At 71.1% G+C, this 16,003-nt stretch carries 14 protein-coding genes; 8 read left to right on the forward strand and 6 right to left on the reverse strand.

Features of this window, described 5'->3' with window-relative positions; all coding sequences use genetic code 11:
• The first annotated feature begins 103 nt into the window (after positions 1–103).
• The 4 genes from egtA to egtD are packed head-to-tail and all read left to right on the forward strand — an operon-like array spanning position 104 to position 4,477.
• The gene (gene egtA, locus ACFV8T_RS22725; RefSeq protein ID WP_385330230.1) at positions 104–1,423 is read left to right on the forward strand and encodes an ergothioneine biosynthesis glutamate--cysteine ligase EgtA; all 1,320 of its coding nucleotides are present in this window, start codon (positions 104–106) and stop codon (positions 1,421–1,423) included.
• Entirely contained in the window at positions 1,420–2,763 is a 1,344-nt protein-coding gene (gene egtB, locus ACFV8T_RS22730) for an ergothioneine biosynthesis protein EgtB (protein WP_385330233.1), read from the forward strand. The genes egtA and egtB overlap by 4 nt, the downstream gene beginning before the upstream one ends.
• Entirely contained in the window at positions 2,763–3,518 is a 756-nt protein-coding gene (gene egtC / locus ACFV8T_RS22735) for an ergothioneine biosynthesis protein EgtC (protein ID WP_385330236.1), read from the forward strand. The genes egtB and egtC overlap by 1 nt, the downstream gene beginning before the upstream one ends.
• The gene (gene egtD / locus ACFV8T_RS22740) at positions 3,515–4,477 is read left to right on the forward strand and encodes an L-histidine N(alpha)-methyltransferase (RefSeq protein WP_385330239.1); all 963 of its coding nucleotides are present in this window, start codon (positions 3,515–3,517) and stop codon (positions 4,475–4,477) included. The genes egtC and egtD overlap by 4 nt, the downstream gene beginning before the upstream one ends.
• Here egtD and ACFV8T_RS22745 read toward each other — a convergent pair.
• The 3 genes from ACFV8T_RS22745 to ACFV8T_RS22755 form a co-directional block, all read right to left on the reverse strand.
• The gene (locus ACFV8T_RS22745) at positions 4,420–5,352 is read right to left on the reverse strand and encodes a lysophospholipid acyltransferase family protein (protein WP_385330241.1); all 933 of its coding nucleotides are present in this window, start codon (positions 5,350–5,352) and stop codon (positions 4,420–4,422) included. The genes egtD and ACFV8T_RS22745 overlap by 58 nt on opposite strands.
• Positions 5,349–6,209 (reverse strand): GNAT family N-acetyltransferase, encoded by an 861-nt coding sequence (locus ACFV8T_RS22750; RefSeq protein WP_385330243.1) that lies wholly within the window; start codon positions 6,207–6,209, stop codon positions 5,349–5,351. Before ACFV8T_RS22750 ends, ACFV8T_RS22745 begins: the two co-directional genes overlap by 4 nt.
• Positions 6,210–6,431: 222 nt before the next feature.
• On the reverse strand, positions 6,432–7,688 hold the full coding sequence (locus ACFV8T_RS22755; protein ID WP_385330246.1) for an extracellular solute-binding protein: 1,257 nt from the start codon (positions 7,686–7,688) through the stop codon (positions 6,432–6,434).
• A 202-nt stretch (positions 7,689–7,890) separates the two neighbouring features.
• Here ACFV8T_RS22755 and ACFV8T_RS22760 point away from each other — a divergent pair, with 202 nt between their 5' ends.
• Positions 7,891–8,106, forward strand: coding sequence for a dodecin (locus tag ACFV8T_RS22760; RefSeq protein ID WP_093546549.1), 216 nt, complete (start codon positions 7,891–7,893; stop codon positions 8,104–8,106).
• A 59-nt stretch (positions 8,107–8,165) separates the two neighbouring features.
• Here ACFV8T_RS22760 and ACFV8T_RS22765 read toward each other — a convergent pair whose 3' ends face one another.
• The 3 genes from ACFV8T_RS22765 to ACFV8T_RS22775 all read right to left on the reverse strand — a co-directional run bounded on the left by ACFV8T_RS22765 (position 8,166) and on the right by ACFV8T_RS22775 (position 9,747).
• Positions 8,166–8,654, reverse strand: coding sequence for a hypothetical protein (locus tag ACFV8T_RS22765; RefSeq protein WP_385330249.1), 489 nt, complete (start codon positions 8,652–8,654; stop codon positions 8,166–8,168).
• A gap of 12 nt (positions 8,655–8,666) precedes the next feature.
• Positions 8,667–8,867 (reverse strand): hypothetical protein, encoded by a 201-nt coding sequence (locus tag ACFV8T_RS22770; protein ID WP_385330252.1) that lies wholly within the window; start codon positions 8,865–8,867, stop codon positions 8,667–8,669.
• A 232-nt stretch (positions 8,868–9,099) separates the two neighbouring features.
• On the reverse strand, positions 9,100–9,747 hold the full coding sequence (locus ACFV8T_RS22775) for a hypothetical protein (RefSeq protein WP_385330255.1): 648 nt from the start codon (positions 9,745–9,747) through the stop codon (positions 9,100–9,102).
• A gap of 268 nt (positions 9,748–10,015) precedes the next feature.
• Between ACFV8T_RS22775 and ACFV8T_RS22780 the strand changes: the two genes are divergently transcribed.
• The 3 genes from ACFV8T_RS22780 to ACFV8T_RS22790 all read left to right on the forward strand — a co-directional run bounded on the left by ACFV8T_RS22780 (position 10,016) and on the right by ACFV8T_RS22790 (position 15,977).
• Positions 10,016–11,386, forward strand: coding sequence for a polysaccharide pyruvyl transferase family protein (locus ACFV8T_RS22780; protein ID WP_385330258.1), 1,371 nt, complete (start codon positions 10,016–10,018; stop codon positions 11,384–11,386).
• Positions 11,387–11,538: 152 nt separating this feature from the next.
• Positions 11,539–13,962, forward strand: a complete 2,424-nt coding sequence (locus ACFV8T_RS22785) for an ABC transporter (protein ID WP_385330261.1) — start codon at positions 11,539–11,541, stop codon at positions 13,960–13,962.
• A 248-nt stretch (positions 13,963–14,210) separates the two neighbouring features.
• Positions 14,211–15,977 carry a glycosyl hydrolase family 18 protein gene (locus tag ACFV8T_RS22790; protein ID WP_385330264.1) on the forward strand — a complete coding sequence of 589 codons (1,767 nt, stop codon included), beginning with the start codon at positions 14,211–14,213 and terminating at the stop codon, positions 15,975–15,977.
• Positions 15,978–16,003: the final 26 nt, after the last annotated feature.

Raw genomic sequence — 16,003 nt, forward strand, 5'->3', positions numbered from 1 at the left:
ACGGCATGGATGCAACCGGATTTCCGACGCACAGGGGCACCCTTGTGCGATCGATCCGTAGGGGTTTGGGTGGTGGGAAGGCACCGAGAAAAGGAGGCCCGGCATGTCGTACGACACCCCCGGGGACCACGGTCCGCCCGGCCGGTACCCGCCCCTGAACGAGGGTGAGGCCGAGGACTTACTGCGCTGCATCTGCTTCAAGACGGGACCGCCCCGCAAGGTCGGCGTCGAACTCGAATGGCTCATTCACGACCGGGAACATCCCCGCGTTCCTGTCCCGCACCACCGTCTCGAAGCGGCCGCCGACATTCTCCGGGCCCTGCCCCTGAGCGCGGCGCTCACCTTCGAGCCCGGCGGCCAGCTGGAGCTCAGCTCGCGCCCCGCCGACTCCCTGATGGCGTGCGTCGATGCCACCGCCGCCGATCTCACCGCGGTACGTGACGCCCTGAACCGGGTGGAGCTCGCACCGGTGGGTATCGGCGTCGACCCGTGGCACGCTCCGCGCCGGCTGTTGCGCGAGCCCCGCTACGACGCCATGGAGGAGCTGTTCGACCGCTCGGGACCGGCCGGCCGCGCCATGATGTGCACCACCGCGTCCGTCCAGGTCTGCCTGGACGCCGGAGAGGAGGAACCCGGTCCGCTCGGTTACGGGCGGCGCTGGCAGCTGTGCCATCTGCTGGGCGCGGTCCTGGTGGCGGCGTTCGCGAACTCGCCCTTGCGGCTCGGCCGCCCGACACCGTGGCGGTCCACCCGGCAGTCGCTCTGGGCCGACCTCGACCCGTGGCGGCCCCTGGCACCGTCCGGCAGTCTGCCGCCGCGCGACGCCTGGACCGCACATGTGCTGGACACCCCGGTGATGTGCGTCCGGAGCGGCACGGGCCCGTGGGCCGCGCCGGAGGGGCTGACGTTCCGCGACTGGATCCGCACCGGCGCGCCGAGACCACCGGTGCGCGCCGATCTCGACTTCCACATCAGCACGCTCTTCCCACCGGTACGCCCGCGCGGTCATCTGGAGCTGCGCATGATCGACGCACAGCACGGTGCGGACGGGTGGCTGGTGCCGCTCGCCGTCACCACTGCCCTGTTCGACGACCCGGAGGCCGCCGAGACCGTGTACCGCACCGTGAAACCACTGGCCGAGACCGCCGGGGCAGAGCCGGCGCCGCGCAATCCGCTCTGGGTCGGCGCCGCCCGCGACGGCCTGACCGACCCCGAGCTGCGGGCGGCGGCGGCCATCTGCTTCGAGGTCGCGCTGGAGGCGCTGCCCCGGATGGGCGCCTCCAAGGCCGTCCAGGACGCCGTGGCCGGCTTCAACGACCGGTTCGTGGCCCGGGGCCGATGTCCGGCCGACGATCTTCCCGAACTGCTCGCTTCGCTTCCGCCCGGCGGTCCGGGCCGGCATTCCGAGGGGCCCCGCTCATGACCGACTCCCCCGCTCCCACCGGATCCGCGCCTCACGGGGCGGATGCCGAGGCGCTCCGGCAGCGCGCCCTCGCCGCGCTGCTCACCGCCCGTGAACGCACCGCGCTGCTCACCGACAGCGTGGGCGACCATGAACTCACCGCCCAGCACTCGCCGTTGATGTCCCCACTGGTCTGGGACCTCGCGCACATCGGCAATCAGGAAGAGCTGTGGCTGCTGCGCGGGGTGGCCGGGCGGGAGGCGATGCGCCCGGAGATCGACGGGCTGTACGACGCCTTCGAGCACCCCCGGGCGACCCGCCCCTCGCTGCCGCTGCTGGCCCCCGCCGAGGCACGCGCGTACGCCGCGGAGGTACGCGGCCGGGCCCTGGACGTCCTCGACGGCACCGTGCTCGACGGCGGCCGCCCCCTGGTGCGGGCCGGGTTCGCCTTCGGCATGATCGCCCAGCACGAACAGCAGCACGACGAAACGATGCTGATCACCCATCAGCTCCGTTCGGGCCCTGCCGTGCTGGCCGCGCCCGTGCCGCCGGCCCCCACCGACACGGCGGGACTTCCCGCGGAAGTCCTGGTCTCGGGCGGCCCGTTCACCATGGGGACATCGACTGAGCCGTGGGCCCTGGACAACGAGCGTCCTGCGCATGTGCGCGACGTACCGGGTTTCTTCATCGACACAACCCCGGTCACCTGTGGCGCGTACCAGGAGTTCATCGAGGACGGCGGCTACACCGAGCAGCGCTGGTGGGCGCCCGAGGGGTGGGCGATGGTCCGTGAACACGAACTGGCCGCCCCCCTGTTCTGGCACCTGGACGCCGGTCAGTGGCTGCGCCGCCGCTTCGGGGTCACCGAGGCGGTGCCCGGGAACGAGCCGGTGCTCCACGTCAGCTGGTACGAGGCCGACGCGTTCGCCCGCTGGGCCGGGCGCCGGCTGCCCACGGAGGCGGAGTGGGAGAAGGCGGCGCGCCACGACCCGGTGTCGGGGCGATCCCGGCGCTACCCCTGGGGCGACGAGGACCCGGCGCCCGAGCTGGCGAACCTGGGCCAGCGCCATCTGCGGCCCGCGCCCGCGGGAGCGTACGCGCAGGGCCGGTCCCCGTACGGTGTACGGCAGTTGATAGGTGATGTGTGGGAGTGGACGTCGAGCGACCTCCTCCCGTATCCCGGCTTCTCGGCGTTCCCGTACCGCGAGTACTCCGAGGTGTTCTTCGGACCGGCCCACAAGGTGCTGCGCGGCGGTTCGTTCGCCGTGGACCCGGTGGCGTGCCGGGGGACGTTCCGCAACTGGGACCTGCCGGTGCGGCGTCAGATCTTCTCCGGGTTCCGCACCGCGAGGGACATGTGATGTGTCGTCATATCGCTTATCTGGGACCGCCGGTGCCCCTCGGTGACCTGCTGACGCGACCGCCCCACTGCCTCGTGCGCCAGTCCTGGGCGCCGAGGAACCAGCGGTACGGGACCGTCAACGCGGACGGCTTCGGCGTCGGCTGGTACGTGGACGGCGATCCGGTGCCCGGCCGCTACCGGCGCCGGGGCCCGGTCTGGGGCGACGAGACCTTCGCCGACCTGGCCAGGGTGGTGCGCAGCACGGCGCTGCTCGCCGCCGTCCGGGACGCCACCGAGGCGGGCGCCGACGGCGAGGCGGCGGCCGCGCCGTTCGCCGCCGGGCCGCTGCTGTTCAGCCACAACGGTGCGGTGAAGGGCTGGCCGCACTCCGTGGCTCCGCTCGCCGCGGCGCTGCCGCCGGCCGAACTGCTCGCCCTCACCGCGCGCTGCGACTCGGCCCTCGTCTGGGCCCTCGTGCGGCACCGGCTGGCCGACGGCGACGAACTGCCGCAGGCCGTCGCCGACACCGTGCTCGACGTGGCGGCCACGGCGCCGGAGTCCCGGCTGAATCTCCTGCTGACCGACGGCGCGACGATCGTCGCAACGGCCTGGGGCGACACCCTGTCGTATCTGGCCGAGCCGGGCCTGCGCACGGTCGTGGCCTCGGAGCCGTACGACGACGATCCGCGCTGGCGCACGGTCCCCGACCGCACCTTGCTGACGGCGACCCTTACCGACGTTCTGCTGACCCCGCTCAAGGAGCCCACTGAGTGAGTCCCTTTCTGCTGACCCGCACCCTGCCGGTGGACGCGACCGACGCGGCCCTGCGCGCCGATGTCCTGCACGGTCTGACCCGGCACCCGAAGACACTGCCGCCCAAGTGGTTCTACGACGCGCACGGCAGCGAACTGTTCGAGGAGATCACCCGGCTGCCCGAGTACTACCCGACCCGCGCCGAGCGCGAGATCCTGATCGACCGCGCCGACGAGATCGCCCGGGTGTCCGGGGCGCGCACCCTGATCGAGCTGGGGTCCGGGTCGTCCGAGAAGACCCGGCACCTGCTGGACGCGCTGCCCGCGCTGCACAGTTACGTACCGGTCGATGTGAGCGAGAGCGCGCTGCGCGGCGCCGCCGAGGCCCTCCTCGCCCAGCGGCCCGAGCTCTCCGTGCACGCCCTGATCGCCGATTTCACGGGCGGCCTCGCGCTGCCGGGAACACCGGGGCCCAGGCTGGTCGCCTTCCTCGGCGGCACGGTCGGCAATCTGCTGCCCGACGAGCGTGCGGTGTTCCTGAAGTCCGTACGATCGCTGCTCTCCCCCGGTGACGCGCTGCTGCTCGGCACCGATCTGGTGAAGGAGGAGAAGGTTCTGGTCGCCGCGTACGACGATGCGGCCGGGGTGACCGCGGAGTTCAACAGGAACGTACTGAGGGTCGTGAACCGGGAGTTGGGCGCGGACTTCGACCCGGCCGCTTTCGATCATGTGGCGCTCTGGGATCCGGAGCGCGAATGGATCGAGATGCGGCTGCGGGCCCGTCGGGCGCACACCGTGAAGATCCCGGGCCTGGATCTGGTGGTGGCCTTCGAGGCCGGTGAGGAGTTGCGTACGGAGGTGTCGGCCAAGTTCCGCGAGGAGGGTGTCCGGGCGGAACTGGACACGGCCGGTCTGCGACTGGATCAGTGGTGGACGGATTCCGGCGGCCGGTTCGCACTCTCGTTGGCGACGGCGGTCTGAGCGCGGCGGGCCAGGGCACGGCGGTCGGGCAGGCCGCTCGCCGGGATCGGCGGCAGGACGCGGATCTCGGCGGTCAGGCCGGCCGCCGTCACCACCCGCCACAGTGAGGCGAGGAGCGGATCGTCGCCGACGAACGCGGCCGCACCGGCCGGTGCGGTGTGCTCCGCCGGTACGGATCCCTCGTGGCCGGTCGGACGGCAGCCTGCTGCGGGCCCCGTCCGGCCGGTGGTCCCGGTGCTCCGCGACGGTGCGGCGCGGTAGGTGATGCGCACCGGCCGGACCGTGGCGTCCGCGTCGATCGCGGCCTGGAAGGCGGCGGGCCCGAACCGGCCTCCGGGGCCGCGCCCGCACCAGGTGGTGCCCTCCGGGAAGACGACCACGCGTGATCCGCCACGCAGCGCCGCCCCGATGGTGCGCACGGTCGCGGGCAGCGCGCGCAATCGATCGCGTTCGACGAAGAGCGTGCCGCCGCGTGCGGCAAGCGGGCCGAGCAGCGGCCAGCCGCGGATCTCGCTCTTGGCCAGCATCCGGCCGGGGAACACGGCCGCGACGAGCGGGATGTCCAGCCAGGAGATGTGGTTCGCGACAACGAGCGTGCCCGGCGCCCCGGGGTTGCCGTCGGGCGCCGCGGGTGTGCCGGTGATCCGTACCCGCACCCCGAAGGAGCGCATGACGCCGTACGCCCAGCGCCGGATCAGCCGGTCCCGCCGCGCCGCGCCGAGCAACGGCACGAACGGGGCGGCCAAGGCGCCGGCCAGGATGCACGCGCACCCGGCGAGCAGCAGGGCCGCGGCGGCCGGGCGGCCCCGCATCCGGCCCTCGTGACCGGCGCAGGTGCGCGGGGTGCAGGGTGCGGTGGGCAGCCAGGGGTTCATCGCAGCGGGGCGAGCGCGAGGAAGTGGCGCAGGTAGCGCGGGTCGGTGCGGCGCAGCGACAGCAGTACGTACAGGTCGGCGACGTTGAAATCGGGGTCGTGGGCGGGCGCCCCGCACACCTGGGCGCCGAGGCGCAGATAGCCGCGGAGCAGCGGAGGGAGCGTGGCGAGTCCGGTCGGTACCGGGGCCTCTGCCCCGGTGGGCTGCCAGAGGCGGTGGGGAGTGACCCAGTGGTCCTCGGGGGCCAGGTACTTGGTCCGTACGGTCTCCCACGCCCCGGCCGCCGCCGTGCCTCCGTCGGCGAGAGGGATCGAGCAGCAGCCCGCCAGCCAGTTGTGCCCGGTGCGTTCCATGTAGCGGGCGAGTCCGGCCCAGATCAGCGCGATGACGGCACCGTCCCGGTGGGCCGGGTGGACGCAGGACCGCCCGACCTCGACCAGGTCGTCGCGGATCGGGTCGAGCCGCCCGAGGTCGAACTCGCTCTCCGCGTAGAGGCGCCCGGCGATCCGTGCCCGGTCGGGCGGCAGCACACGGTAGGTGGCGACGATGTCGCCGGTCGCCTCCTCCCGTACCAGCAGATGGTCGCAGTACGCGTCGAACGCATCGCCGTCCAGGCCGGGTTCGGGTCCATCCAGCCTGGCGCCGAGCTCACCGGCGAAGACCAGATGGCGCAGTCGCTGGGCGGCGCGGACCTCGTCCTGGTCGGCGGCGAGGGACACCCGGTAGCGCGGCGGAGCGGGAGTGACGGACTGCGCGGGAACGACGGGCTGCGCGGGAGCGACGGACTGCGCGGGAACGACGGGCTGCGCGGGAACGGCGGGGGCGGCGGGGAGGGAGGTGACGGGCAGCGCGTTCATGACAATCTCCGGGGACGGATCGGCAAGGGCGGCCGCCAGGCCGCCGCACTGTGTGCGAAGGCCCGGCCCCTTACTTCTTCCGCGACCGGCTGGATTCGACATGACCGCTCGGGAGAGCCGAAATGTGCGAAGGCTGAATGCCGGGGGTGGCCGAGAACGGCCGTCCCGGGGCGACCGACGACGGCCCTCGGCACCCGGCTGACGGCCGATGGACCGCGCGGGTCAGCTCCCGGCGAGCTTGGAGGTGATCTTCTCCGAGGCGGTCTTCGCCTCCTGCTGCGGGTCGCCGCCTTCGAGCACCGCCGTCATGTACGGCTTGATCGGGTTGTCGGCCTCGACGTCCGCCCACTGCGGCGAGTTGGGGGTCGCGCGGCCCTCCGTGGCGCCACGGGCCATCGCCGCGGTGCCCTCCTGACCCACGACGACGCTCGCGAGACCGGGCTTGTTGGGCACGTAGCTCATGGTTCTGGCGAGCTCCTCCTGCCACTTCCGGCCCGCCAGCGCCTTGATCACTTCGATGCCCTCGGCACGCTGGTCGGCCTTGTCCGGGACGATCAGGTCGGATCCGCCGGTGAAGACGGCCCCGGGTGCCTTCGCGGTCTTGCCCGGGATCGGGAAGTAGCCCAGCTTTCCCTTGAGTTCGGGATTCTGCTTCTCGATCTGCGCGACGGTGCCGGGCACCGAAATGATCTGCGCGACATTCCCCTCGGCGAACACATCGGCCTGCGGGGGCTTTTCCTCGTCCGCGTTCTTGGGACCGTCGCCGAGCACCTGGAGTTCCTTGTAGAAGTTCATGCCCCTGAGCGCGGCGGGGCTGTCCAGAGTGCCTTCCCACTCGCCGCCCTTCTCCTCGGCCAGTTCGCCGCCCTCGTCCCAGATGAATCCGGCGAGGACATACCAGTTCTGGCCCGCGAGGTAGATGCCCTGATTGCCGTTCCGGTTCAGGAGTTGACTGTCGGTGATCCATTCGTCCCGGGTCTTCGGCGGGTTCTTTATGCCTGCCTGCGCGAAGAGCTCCTTGTTGTAGATCACCACTCGATTGGCCGCGTACCAGGGAATGCCGTACTGCATGCCGTCGATGCTGCCCGGGTCGGCGAGACCCGGCAGCCACTCCTCGCTGCCGAGATCGCGCACGGACTCCAGGGTGAGATCGCGCAGGCCACCGCTCTCCGCGTACTGGGCGACCTGAGTGTTTCCGACCTCGATGACATCCGGGGTGTCCTTGCCCTTGAGGGCGCCGATGACCTTCGGGCCGATGCCGCTCCAGCTCTGGAACTTGAACTCGAGCTCGATGGAAGGATGTTCGTCCTGATAAGCCTTTGTGAACCGCTTCAGGAAATCTGCGGAGACGCTGTCCTTCATCAGCCAGACCGTGACCTTCTTGCTGCTGGACGCCTCCGAGCCCGAGCCGAGTCCGCATCCCCCCAGTGCAAAGGTGGAAACGAGCGCGACGGCTCCGACGAGTATGCGGTTCTTCACCAGGTTCACCTTCTGCGAAACGGCACGACTGAATTCAGGGACCCGGTGTGGGGGACTGCGGGCGGCGCTCGCACGGGCGTGGCTGGATTTTGGTATGGACCAATGAATTGGTCAAGGCCCGTTCACGGGACATTCTGCACGTCGACCTCTCGCGGACTCCAGCCGGGTGAGGCACCGTGGTAGGGACGAGAGGAGACATAAGATGTCAAACCACACCTACCGGGTCACCGAAATCGTGGGAACGTCCCACGAGGGCGTCGACGACGCCATCCGCAGAGGCGTCGCAAGAGCTTCGGAAACGTTGCACAATCTCGATTGGTTCGAGATCACGCAGGTGCGCGGCGAGATCAAGGACGGCCGGGTCGAGCACTACCAGGTGGGCCTGAAAGTGGGCTTCCGGCTCGACGAGACGAGCTGATCCCGCCGGTCCGGCGCGACCGGACCGGGACGCGTCCGCCCGGTCGCACCCCGCCCGGTTCAGGTACGGCCCTCGCGCTCCTGCGCGTCCCTGAGCGCGGCCGACGCCTTCGCCCAGCGGGCCCGCACCACGGCGAAGCCCGCCTGCTCCGCCGCGTCACAGACGAGTTCGTCGTCGTCGACCAGCATCCGGACCTCACGCTCCCGGCCCAGTCGCTTCAGGATCTCCAGCTTGGTGTGCCGGGCCGGCCTTCGGTCGTCGTCACGGCGCATGTACACCCGCCCCTCGGGCAGCCCTTGTTCCGCCAGCCATGCCACGGTGTCCCGGCGGCACCGCTCGGGCCGTCCGGTGAGATACCTGACCTCGCACTGCTCGGCACTGCTCTGCGCCAGCCGCACTCCTTCGGGAAGCGGCGGATCGTCGACGGCCGCGGAGAAGAAGCCGTTCCAGTCGCGCCGACGCCCCTCCAGGTAGTGCTGCCGATGGCCGCTGTCCGCGAGCGTGCCGTCCAGGTCGAATACGGCCAGGGGCCGGTGGTCGCTTCTCACACCCCCAGCAAATCAGACCAGCGCGGCCACCAGCAGCACCAGTACGACCACCCCGGCCACCACCGCGGCGACCCGCAGGGACCGGCGCCGCGACCAGATCGGGAGAACCTCGGGACCGTCCGCTCCGGGGAACACGTAGAAGACGTGGTCGGGGTCGTCCGGGATCGCGACCGACACCAGTTGCAGCCACCCGATGTCGACGCGTCTGGCCACCTCGCCCGGCCGGGGCGCGAGTGCCGATTCGACCGCCTCGGCGTGGGCGGGGTCCAGGGCGTCGGGGAGCGGTTCGCCGGCCGAGGTCAGCGTGATGCGTTGCCACGCGCCGGTGCGTCCGGTCTGCTGGCGGACCCGCAGCGGGGGCGAGGGGTCCGGCAGTTTCGCCGCGCTCCGCTGCGGGGCGTGTCCGACCGATCCGCCCGTCCACCGGGTGACCAGGCCCGTGCCGTCACACGGGGTGTGCTTCGTCGACCTCTCGCCCGCACAGACCGGACAGTCCCTGAAGCCCGTGTCGTCGCACTGCCGGCACTTCTCGGTGCCCCGGCCCCGGCACTGCGGACAAGCGGTGCGGGGCTTGCGGCATTTCAGACAGGTGGTCCGCCCTGGAGGCTGCTTCTCCCGGGCCGGGCCGGGCCGGCCCGCGGTCCTTGCGGTGTTCGCCCGTCCCGTCGCACCAGGTGCACGGCTCCACGCCCTTGCAGGCCGGACACAACGGGCCGGTGTCGCACGGCAGTTTCCCCTTGGCCCGGCAGCGCGAGCACGGCTGCCGCCCTTCGTCGCAGCCGCAGGCGACCGTCCGCACCGAGCCGTGGAGCACGAGCTCCACCTTCCGCGAGCGGGCCGGGTCCTTCGGCGGCTCGACCGGATGGTCGCGCAGCTCCCCCTCGTACGTCGGCCGCCCCGATATGTCGTACCTGCCGGGCCTGGTCTCCGGCCGCGTGCTGCGGGTCTCCACGCAACGGACGATGCGCAGGTCGAGCATCGGAAGCCGGGCGATGTCCGCGCCGGTCCGCCGCAACTGCGGCCCCTGCCCCGGGCGACCGGTGTGCCGGGCGATCGCTTCGAGGATGTCGTCCTCGGACAGTGCGTCGGCCATGACGGCGCTTCCACCTCCCCGGTAGGCGCGCCCGCGCGCCCGACGCAGCGTACGGGCGGGGCCGTCCGGCGTTCAAGAGGGCCTACGAGGAGCCCATGAGGGCTGCACCCGGCGCCCGTTGCACCTCGACATGCGCGCCTGCCCGCGCGCGGATGAGTAATCCGTCGCTCACGTTCCGCGAAGATCGCAAAAGGTTGTACAGGATGCGCATGGAATCAAAAGCGTTCGCAAAGCTATATTCAGGTTTGTGGCATCCAACGTTAATCATGTGAAGCGAATACTCCTGCGATCAGGGAAGAGCCCCTACGACGTCGTCCCCGTCGAGCGCGCTCTCCACGAGGACGTGTTCGCCACCAACTCGGGCAACCTGATCTTCAGCGACGCCACTCACAAGATCCTTGAGACGCCACGTTCCGAGGTGGTGTCGAACGGCATCACCACCAGGGTCGCCGACGCGGACCGCATCAACAGCGAGTACGACGTCTTCGTCATCCCGCTCGCCAACGCCTTCCGGCCGTCCTTCGAACCGCAGCTGAAGCGGCTCACCCAGCTCATCTCGAAGCTGAAGATCCCGGTCGTCGTCCCCGGCGTAGGAGCCCAGACCGGCGTCAACTACTCCGCGGACCGGCTGAAGCCGATGCAGTCCACGGTCTACGAGTTCGTCTCCGCCGTGCTCGACCACAGCGCCTCGATCGGCGTGCGCGGGGAGTTCACCGAGCGGTATCTGCGGGACATGGGCTTCCGCGACGTGGACGTCATCGGCTGCCCCTCGATGTTCCTCCACGGCAGCAGGCTCGTCGTCCGGGAGGACGGCCGGGCGCTCGGGCCCGAGTCTCGCATCGCCGTCAACGGATCGCACGACGCGGTGCGCAAGCACAAGCTCGGGCGGATCATCGACCGCACCCACGCGCGCTACCCCCACCTCCGGTTCATCGGCCAGAACCTCTCCGACGCCCGTCAGCTGCACTGGCGCGACCTGTCGCATCAGAACGCCGCGGTGACCGGCATCCCCACCCACCCCGACCACCCCATGTACGGGGAGGGCAAGGTCCGGGTCTACATCGACCCGGTCACCTGGATGGAGGACCTCCGGGGCTTCGATTTCTCCTTCGGTTCCCGGATCCACGGCAACATCGCGGCGCTGCTGGCCGGCACGCCGGCCACCGTGCTCTGCGGCGACTCCCGGACGCTGGAGCTGTGCCGCTACTTCGACATCCCGCATCGGATGCTCAACAAGGTCGCGGCCGACCTCGACCCCGCCGATCTCTACGCCTCGGCGGACTTCGGGCCGCTGATGCGCGGCCACCAGGAGCGGTTCGACCGGTTCCTGAACTTCCTCGACAAGAACGGCCTGGAGAACACCTTCACCCACGGCGACGGCGGCACGGCCTTCGAGACCCGGATGAGCGGGCTGGCCTTCCCTCCGGGCGTCCGCCCCTGGGTCGGCACCGACGCCGCCACGATGGCACCGCGGCTGAACTGGCTCCAGTCCCAGCTGGCCGAACTCACCGCCGAGAACACCCAGCTCAAGCGGAAGCTCCAGAAGAACTCCTCGCTGCCCGTCCAGCGCTCCACGTACCAGCGCGCCCGCAGCGTCGTGGGAAGGCCCATCAAGCGCGCCCTGCGGCCCTCCCGATAGGCCCCTGCCCGAACTGATCCGCGAGGCCGGTCCGGCAGGGCCGGCCTCCGGTCGTTCCGGGCCCGGACGGCGACCGCCGCTCCGTGCCTAGAATCGGAGTGTTTGTCCCCTGGCTGTCGGCCTGCCCCGATCCGTACGGAGTCCCCGCGCACATGTCCACCCCCCACGATCCGTACGTCCGGGTGCGCGGCGCCCGTGAACACAATCTCCAGGACGTCTCGGTCGACATCCCGCGCGACACCCTCACCGTCTTCACCGGTGTCTCCGGTTCCGGGAAGTCCTCCCTCGCGTTCGGGACGATCTACGCCGAGGCCCAGCGCCGCTACTTCGAGTCCGTCGCCCCGTACGCCCGCCGGCTGATCCATCAGGTCGGCGCGCCCGCGGTGGGCGAGGTCACCGGACTGCCGCCCGCCGTCTCCCTGGAGCAGCGCCGCTCGGCGCCCGGTGCCCGTTCGTCCGTCGGGACGGTCACCACGCTCTCCAACTTCCTGCGGATGCTGTTCTCCCGGGCCGGGGAGTATCCAGCCGGTGCCGAACGGCTGGACTCCGACTCCTTCTCGCCGAACACCGCCGCCGGGGCCTGCCCGGAGTGCCACGGGCTCGGGCTCGTCCACCGCACCACCGAGCAGCTGCTGGTCCCCGACCCCTCGCTGTCGATCCGGGAAGGTGCGATCGCCGCCTGGCCGGGGGCGTGGCAGGGCAAGAACCTGCGCGATGTGCTGGACGCGCTGGGCCACGACATCGACCGGCCCTGGCGCGAACTGGGCGCCGAGGAGCGCGAGTGGATCCTGTTCACCGAGGAGCAGCCGGTGGTCACGGTCCATCCGGTGCGGGAGGCGGGGCGCATCCAACGCCCCTACCAGGGCACGTACATGAGCGCCCGCCGCTATGTGATGCACACCTTCGCGGACTCCAGGAGCCGCACCCTGCGGGCGAAGGCCGAGCGGTTCCTGACCAGTGCCCCGTGTCCGGCCTGCCACGGCAGCCGGCTGCGTCCGGAGGCGCTGGCCGTCACCTTCGCCGGCCGCACGATCGCGGAGCTGGCCGCGCTGCCGCTCACCTCTCTCGCCGAGCTGCTGCGCACGGCGGGCGGCAGCGACACGGCGCGGGTGCTGACGGCGGATCTGCTGGCCCGGATCGAGACGGTCACCGAGCTCGGCCTCGGCTATCTCAGCCTCGACCGGACGGCCCCGACGCTTTCCTCGGGCGAGCTGCAACGACTGCGTCTCGCCACCCAGTTGCGCTCGGGCCTGTTCGGTGTCGTCTATGTGCTGGACGAGCCGTCGGCCGGTCTTCATCCAGCGGACACCGAGTCGCTGCTGGGGGTGCTGGGGCGGCTGAAGGAGGCCGGGAACTCGGTCTTCGTCGTGGAGCACCAGATGGATGTGGTGCGCCGGGCCGACTGGCTGGTCGATGTGGGGCCGCTGGCCGGTGAGCACGGGGGCCGGGTGCTGCACAGCGGCCCCCCGGCCGGGCTCGCGGAGGTGACGGAGTCGGCCACCCGGCGGTTCCTCTTCGACGTCGGGCCCGCGCCGGTCCGGGAAGCGCGTACGCCGTCGGGGTGGCTGAGGCTGAACGGGGTCGACCGGCACAATGTACGGGGCGTGGACGCCGCGTTCCCGCTCGGGGTGTTCACGGCCGTCACCGGGGTCTCGGGGTCGGGGAAGTCGACGCTGGTCGGTCAGGTCCTGGCCGGTGCGCTCGCCGAACGGCAGGCCTCCGCCACCGCGGACCCGCCCGCGGAGCACCCCGCGCCGTGGTGCGCGTCGGCCCAGGGGCTGGAGGCGGTGGACCGGCTCGTGCAGGTCGACCAGCGGCCGATCGGCCGTACCCCCCGGTCCAATCTGGCCACGTACACCGGTCTCTTCGACGTCGTGCGGAAGCTGTTCGCCGATACGGACACGGCCCGGGAGCGCGGCTACAAGGCCGGACGGTTCTCCTTCAACGTGGCGGGCGGGCGGTGCGAGACCTGCCAGGGCGAGGGGTTCGTCTCCGTGGAGCTGCTCTTCCTGCCCAGTACGTACGCGCCCTGCCCGGACTGCCATGGCGCGCGGTACAACCCGCAGACACTGGAGGTCACCCTGCGCGGCCTGGACATCGCCCAGGTGCTGGACCTGACGGTGGAGTCGGCGGCCGGGTTCTTCGCGGGTACGCCGGCCGCCGAGCGCAGTCTGCGGACCCTGCTCGATGTCGGGCTCGGCTATCTGCGGCTCGGGCAGCCCGCGACGGAGCTGTCGGGCGGCGAGGCCCAGCGGATCAAGCTCGCCACCGAGCTCCAGCGCACCCGTCGGGGCCACACCCTGTATCTGCTGGACGAGCCGACGACGGGGCTGCACCCCGCCGATGTCGATGTGCTGATGCGGCAGTTGAGCGGCCTCGTCGACGCGGGCAGCACGGTGGTGGTCGTGGAGCACGACATGGCGGTGGTGGCGGGTGCCGACTGGGTGATCGACCTCGGCCCCGGCGGCGGCGACCGGGGCGGCCGGATCATGGCGGCAGGTCCGCCCGTGGACGTGGCCCGGACGCGGGAGAGCCGGACGGCTCCGTACCTCCGGGCCGCACTCCCTCTGGACTGAGCGCCCAATCCTCGTCGACTCCCCTATTTACCGTGCGAGTTGCCCACCCAGGCAAGCAAAGTGGAATGAAACGGTAAAGAACGTTGACAGTTAGTTGGTCCAGACCAATTATGGGCATGCCTCACGGCCGCTCCTCGCCGTGCGGCACGTGACCCCGGCCGGGAATCACAGGAACGGGCCGCGCCCCTCACCGGGTGCGGCCGAGCCGTGCGATCCGCCCGTTGCCTCACCCCGCTGGGAGCTGCCCCATGAGACGTCCAAGAACAGTCGGCGCCGTCCTGAGCGCCTTCGCCACCGCCGTCGCGTCCGCAGGTCTGATCCTCGGATCGGGCGCCGGCGCACAGGCCGCCGCGACCGCCGCCACTCCCCTGCCCGCGCACGTCTTCGCCCCGTACTTCGAGGCCTGGAACGGCGACAGCCCGGCCGCGCTCTCGCAGGCGTCCGGCGCCAAGTACCTGACCATGGCCTTCATCCAGACGGAGGCCCGCGGTTCCTGCACCCCCTACTGGAACGGCGATTCGGGCACGCCCATCGCCCAGTCCGAGTTCGGCGCCGACTTCACCACCATCCGCTCGCGCGGCGGCGATGTGATCCCGTCGTTCGGCGGTTACACGGCCGACAACGGCGGCATCGAGATCGCCGACAGCTGTACGAGCGTCGACTCCATCGCGGCGGCGTACGAGAAGGTCATCACGACGTACGACGTGTCCCGCCTCGACATGGACATCGAGGACAACTCCCTGGAGAACAGCGCCGGTATCGACCGCCGCAACAAGGCGATCAAGAAGGTCCAGGACTGGGCGGCCGCCAACGGGCGCTCGGTGCAGATCTCGTACACCCTGCCCACCACCACGAGCGGTCTGGCCGACAGCGGTCTCGCGGTGCTGGAGAACGCGGTGTCCAACGGCGCCAAGGTCGATGTCGTGAACCTCATGACGTTCGACTACTACGACGGCGCCTCGCACAACATGGCGCAGGACACCCAGACGGCGATCACGGGTCTCAAGGGCCGGCTGGCCGACCTGTACCCGTCGAAGACCGACGCCCAGCTGTGGGGCATGACCGGCATCATCGAGATGCCGGGCATCGACGACTACGGTCCGGCCGAGACGTTCACCACGGCCGATGCCACCTCGGTCTACAACTGGGCCGTTGCCAAGGGCGTCAGCACCCTGTCGTTCTGGGCGCTCCAGCGCGACAACGGCGGCTGCCCCGGCACCGGCGGGAGCGACACCTGCTCCGGCATCGCGCAGGACACCTGGTACTTCAGCCACACCTTCGCCCCGTTCACGGGCGGCGGCACCGGTCCGGTGACGGACGACTACTCGGTGGCCCTCGCGCCCGCTTCGGCGACGGTCGCCCCCGGCGGCTCCACGACGGCGACGGTGAACACCGCGGTCACCTCCGGCAGCGCGAAGACCGTCGCCCTGACGACGAGTGGGGCGCCCGCCGGTGTGACGGCCACGCTCAGCCCGACCTCGGTCACCGCGGGCGGGACGTCGAAGCTGACGGTCGGCGCGTCGGCGTCCGTGGCGCCGGGCACGTACAAGCTCGGTGTGACCGGCACCTCGGGCACGCTCAGCCACGCGGCGGTCCTCACTCTGACGGTGTCGGGGCCGGGCGGCGGCACCGGAGCCCTGGTGAACGGTGACTTCGAGACCGGCTCGCTCGGTCCCTGGACCTGTGAGTCCGGTGGCGCGGTCGTCTCCACCCCGGTGCACGGGGGTTCGCACGCGCTCGCCGCGGCGGCCACCGCGTCGCAGACCGGCGAGTGCGCGCAGACCCTCACCCTGTCCCCCAACACCAAGTACACGCTGAGCGGTTGGGTGCAGGGCAGCTACGGATACCTCGGGGTGCGCGGCGACGCGACGGCGAGCGTCTGGGGTTCGTCGAGCGGCTACGCGAAGCAGTCGGTGACGTTCACCACCGGATCGACCGGCACGGTGACCGTCTATCTGCACGGCTGGTACGGGCAGGGCACGGTCTACGGCGACGACATCTCCGTGACGTCCTGATCCGCCGGAGCGGATGAGACTTCCTG

The organism is Streptomyces sp. NPDC059832 (genome assembly GCF_042731715.1).
GTDB lineage: Bacteria > Actinomycetota > Actinomycetes > Streptomycetales > Streptomycetaceae > Streptomyces.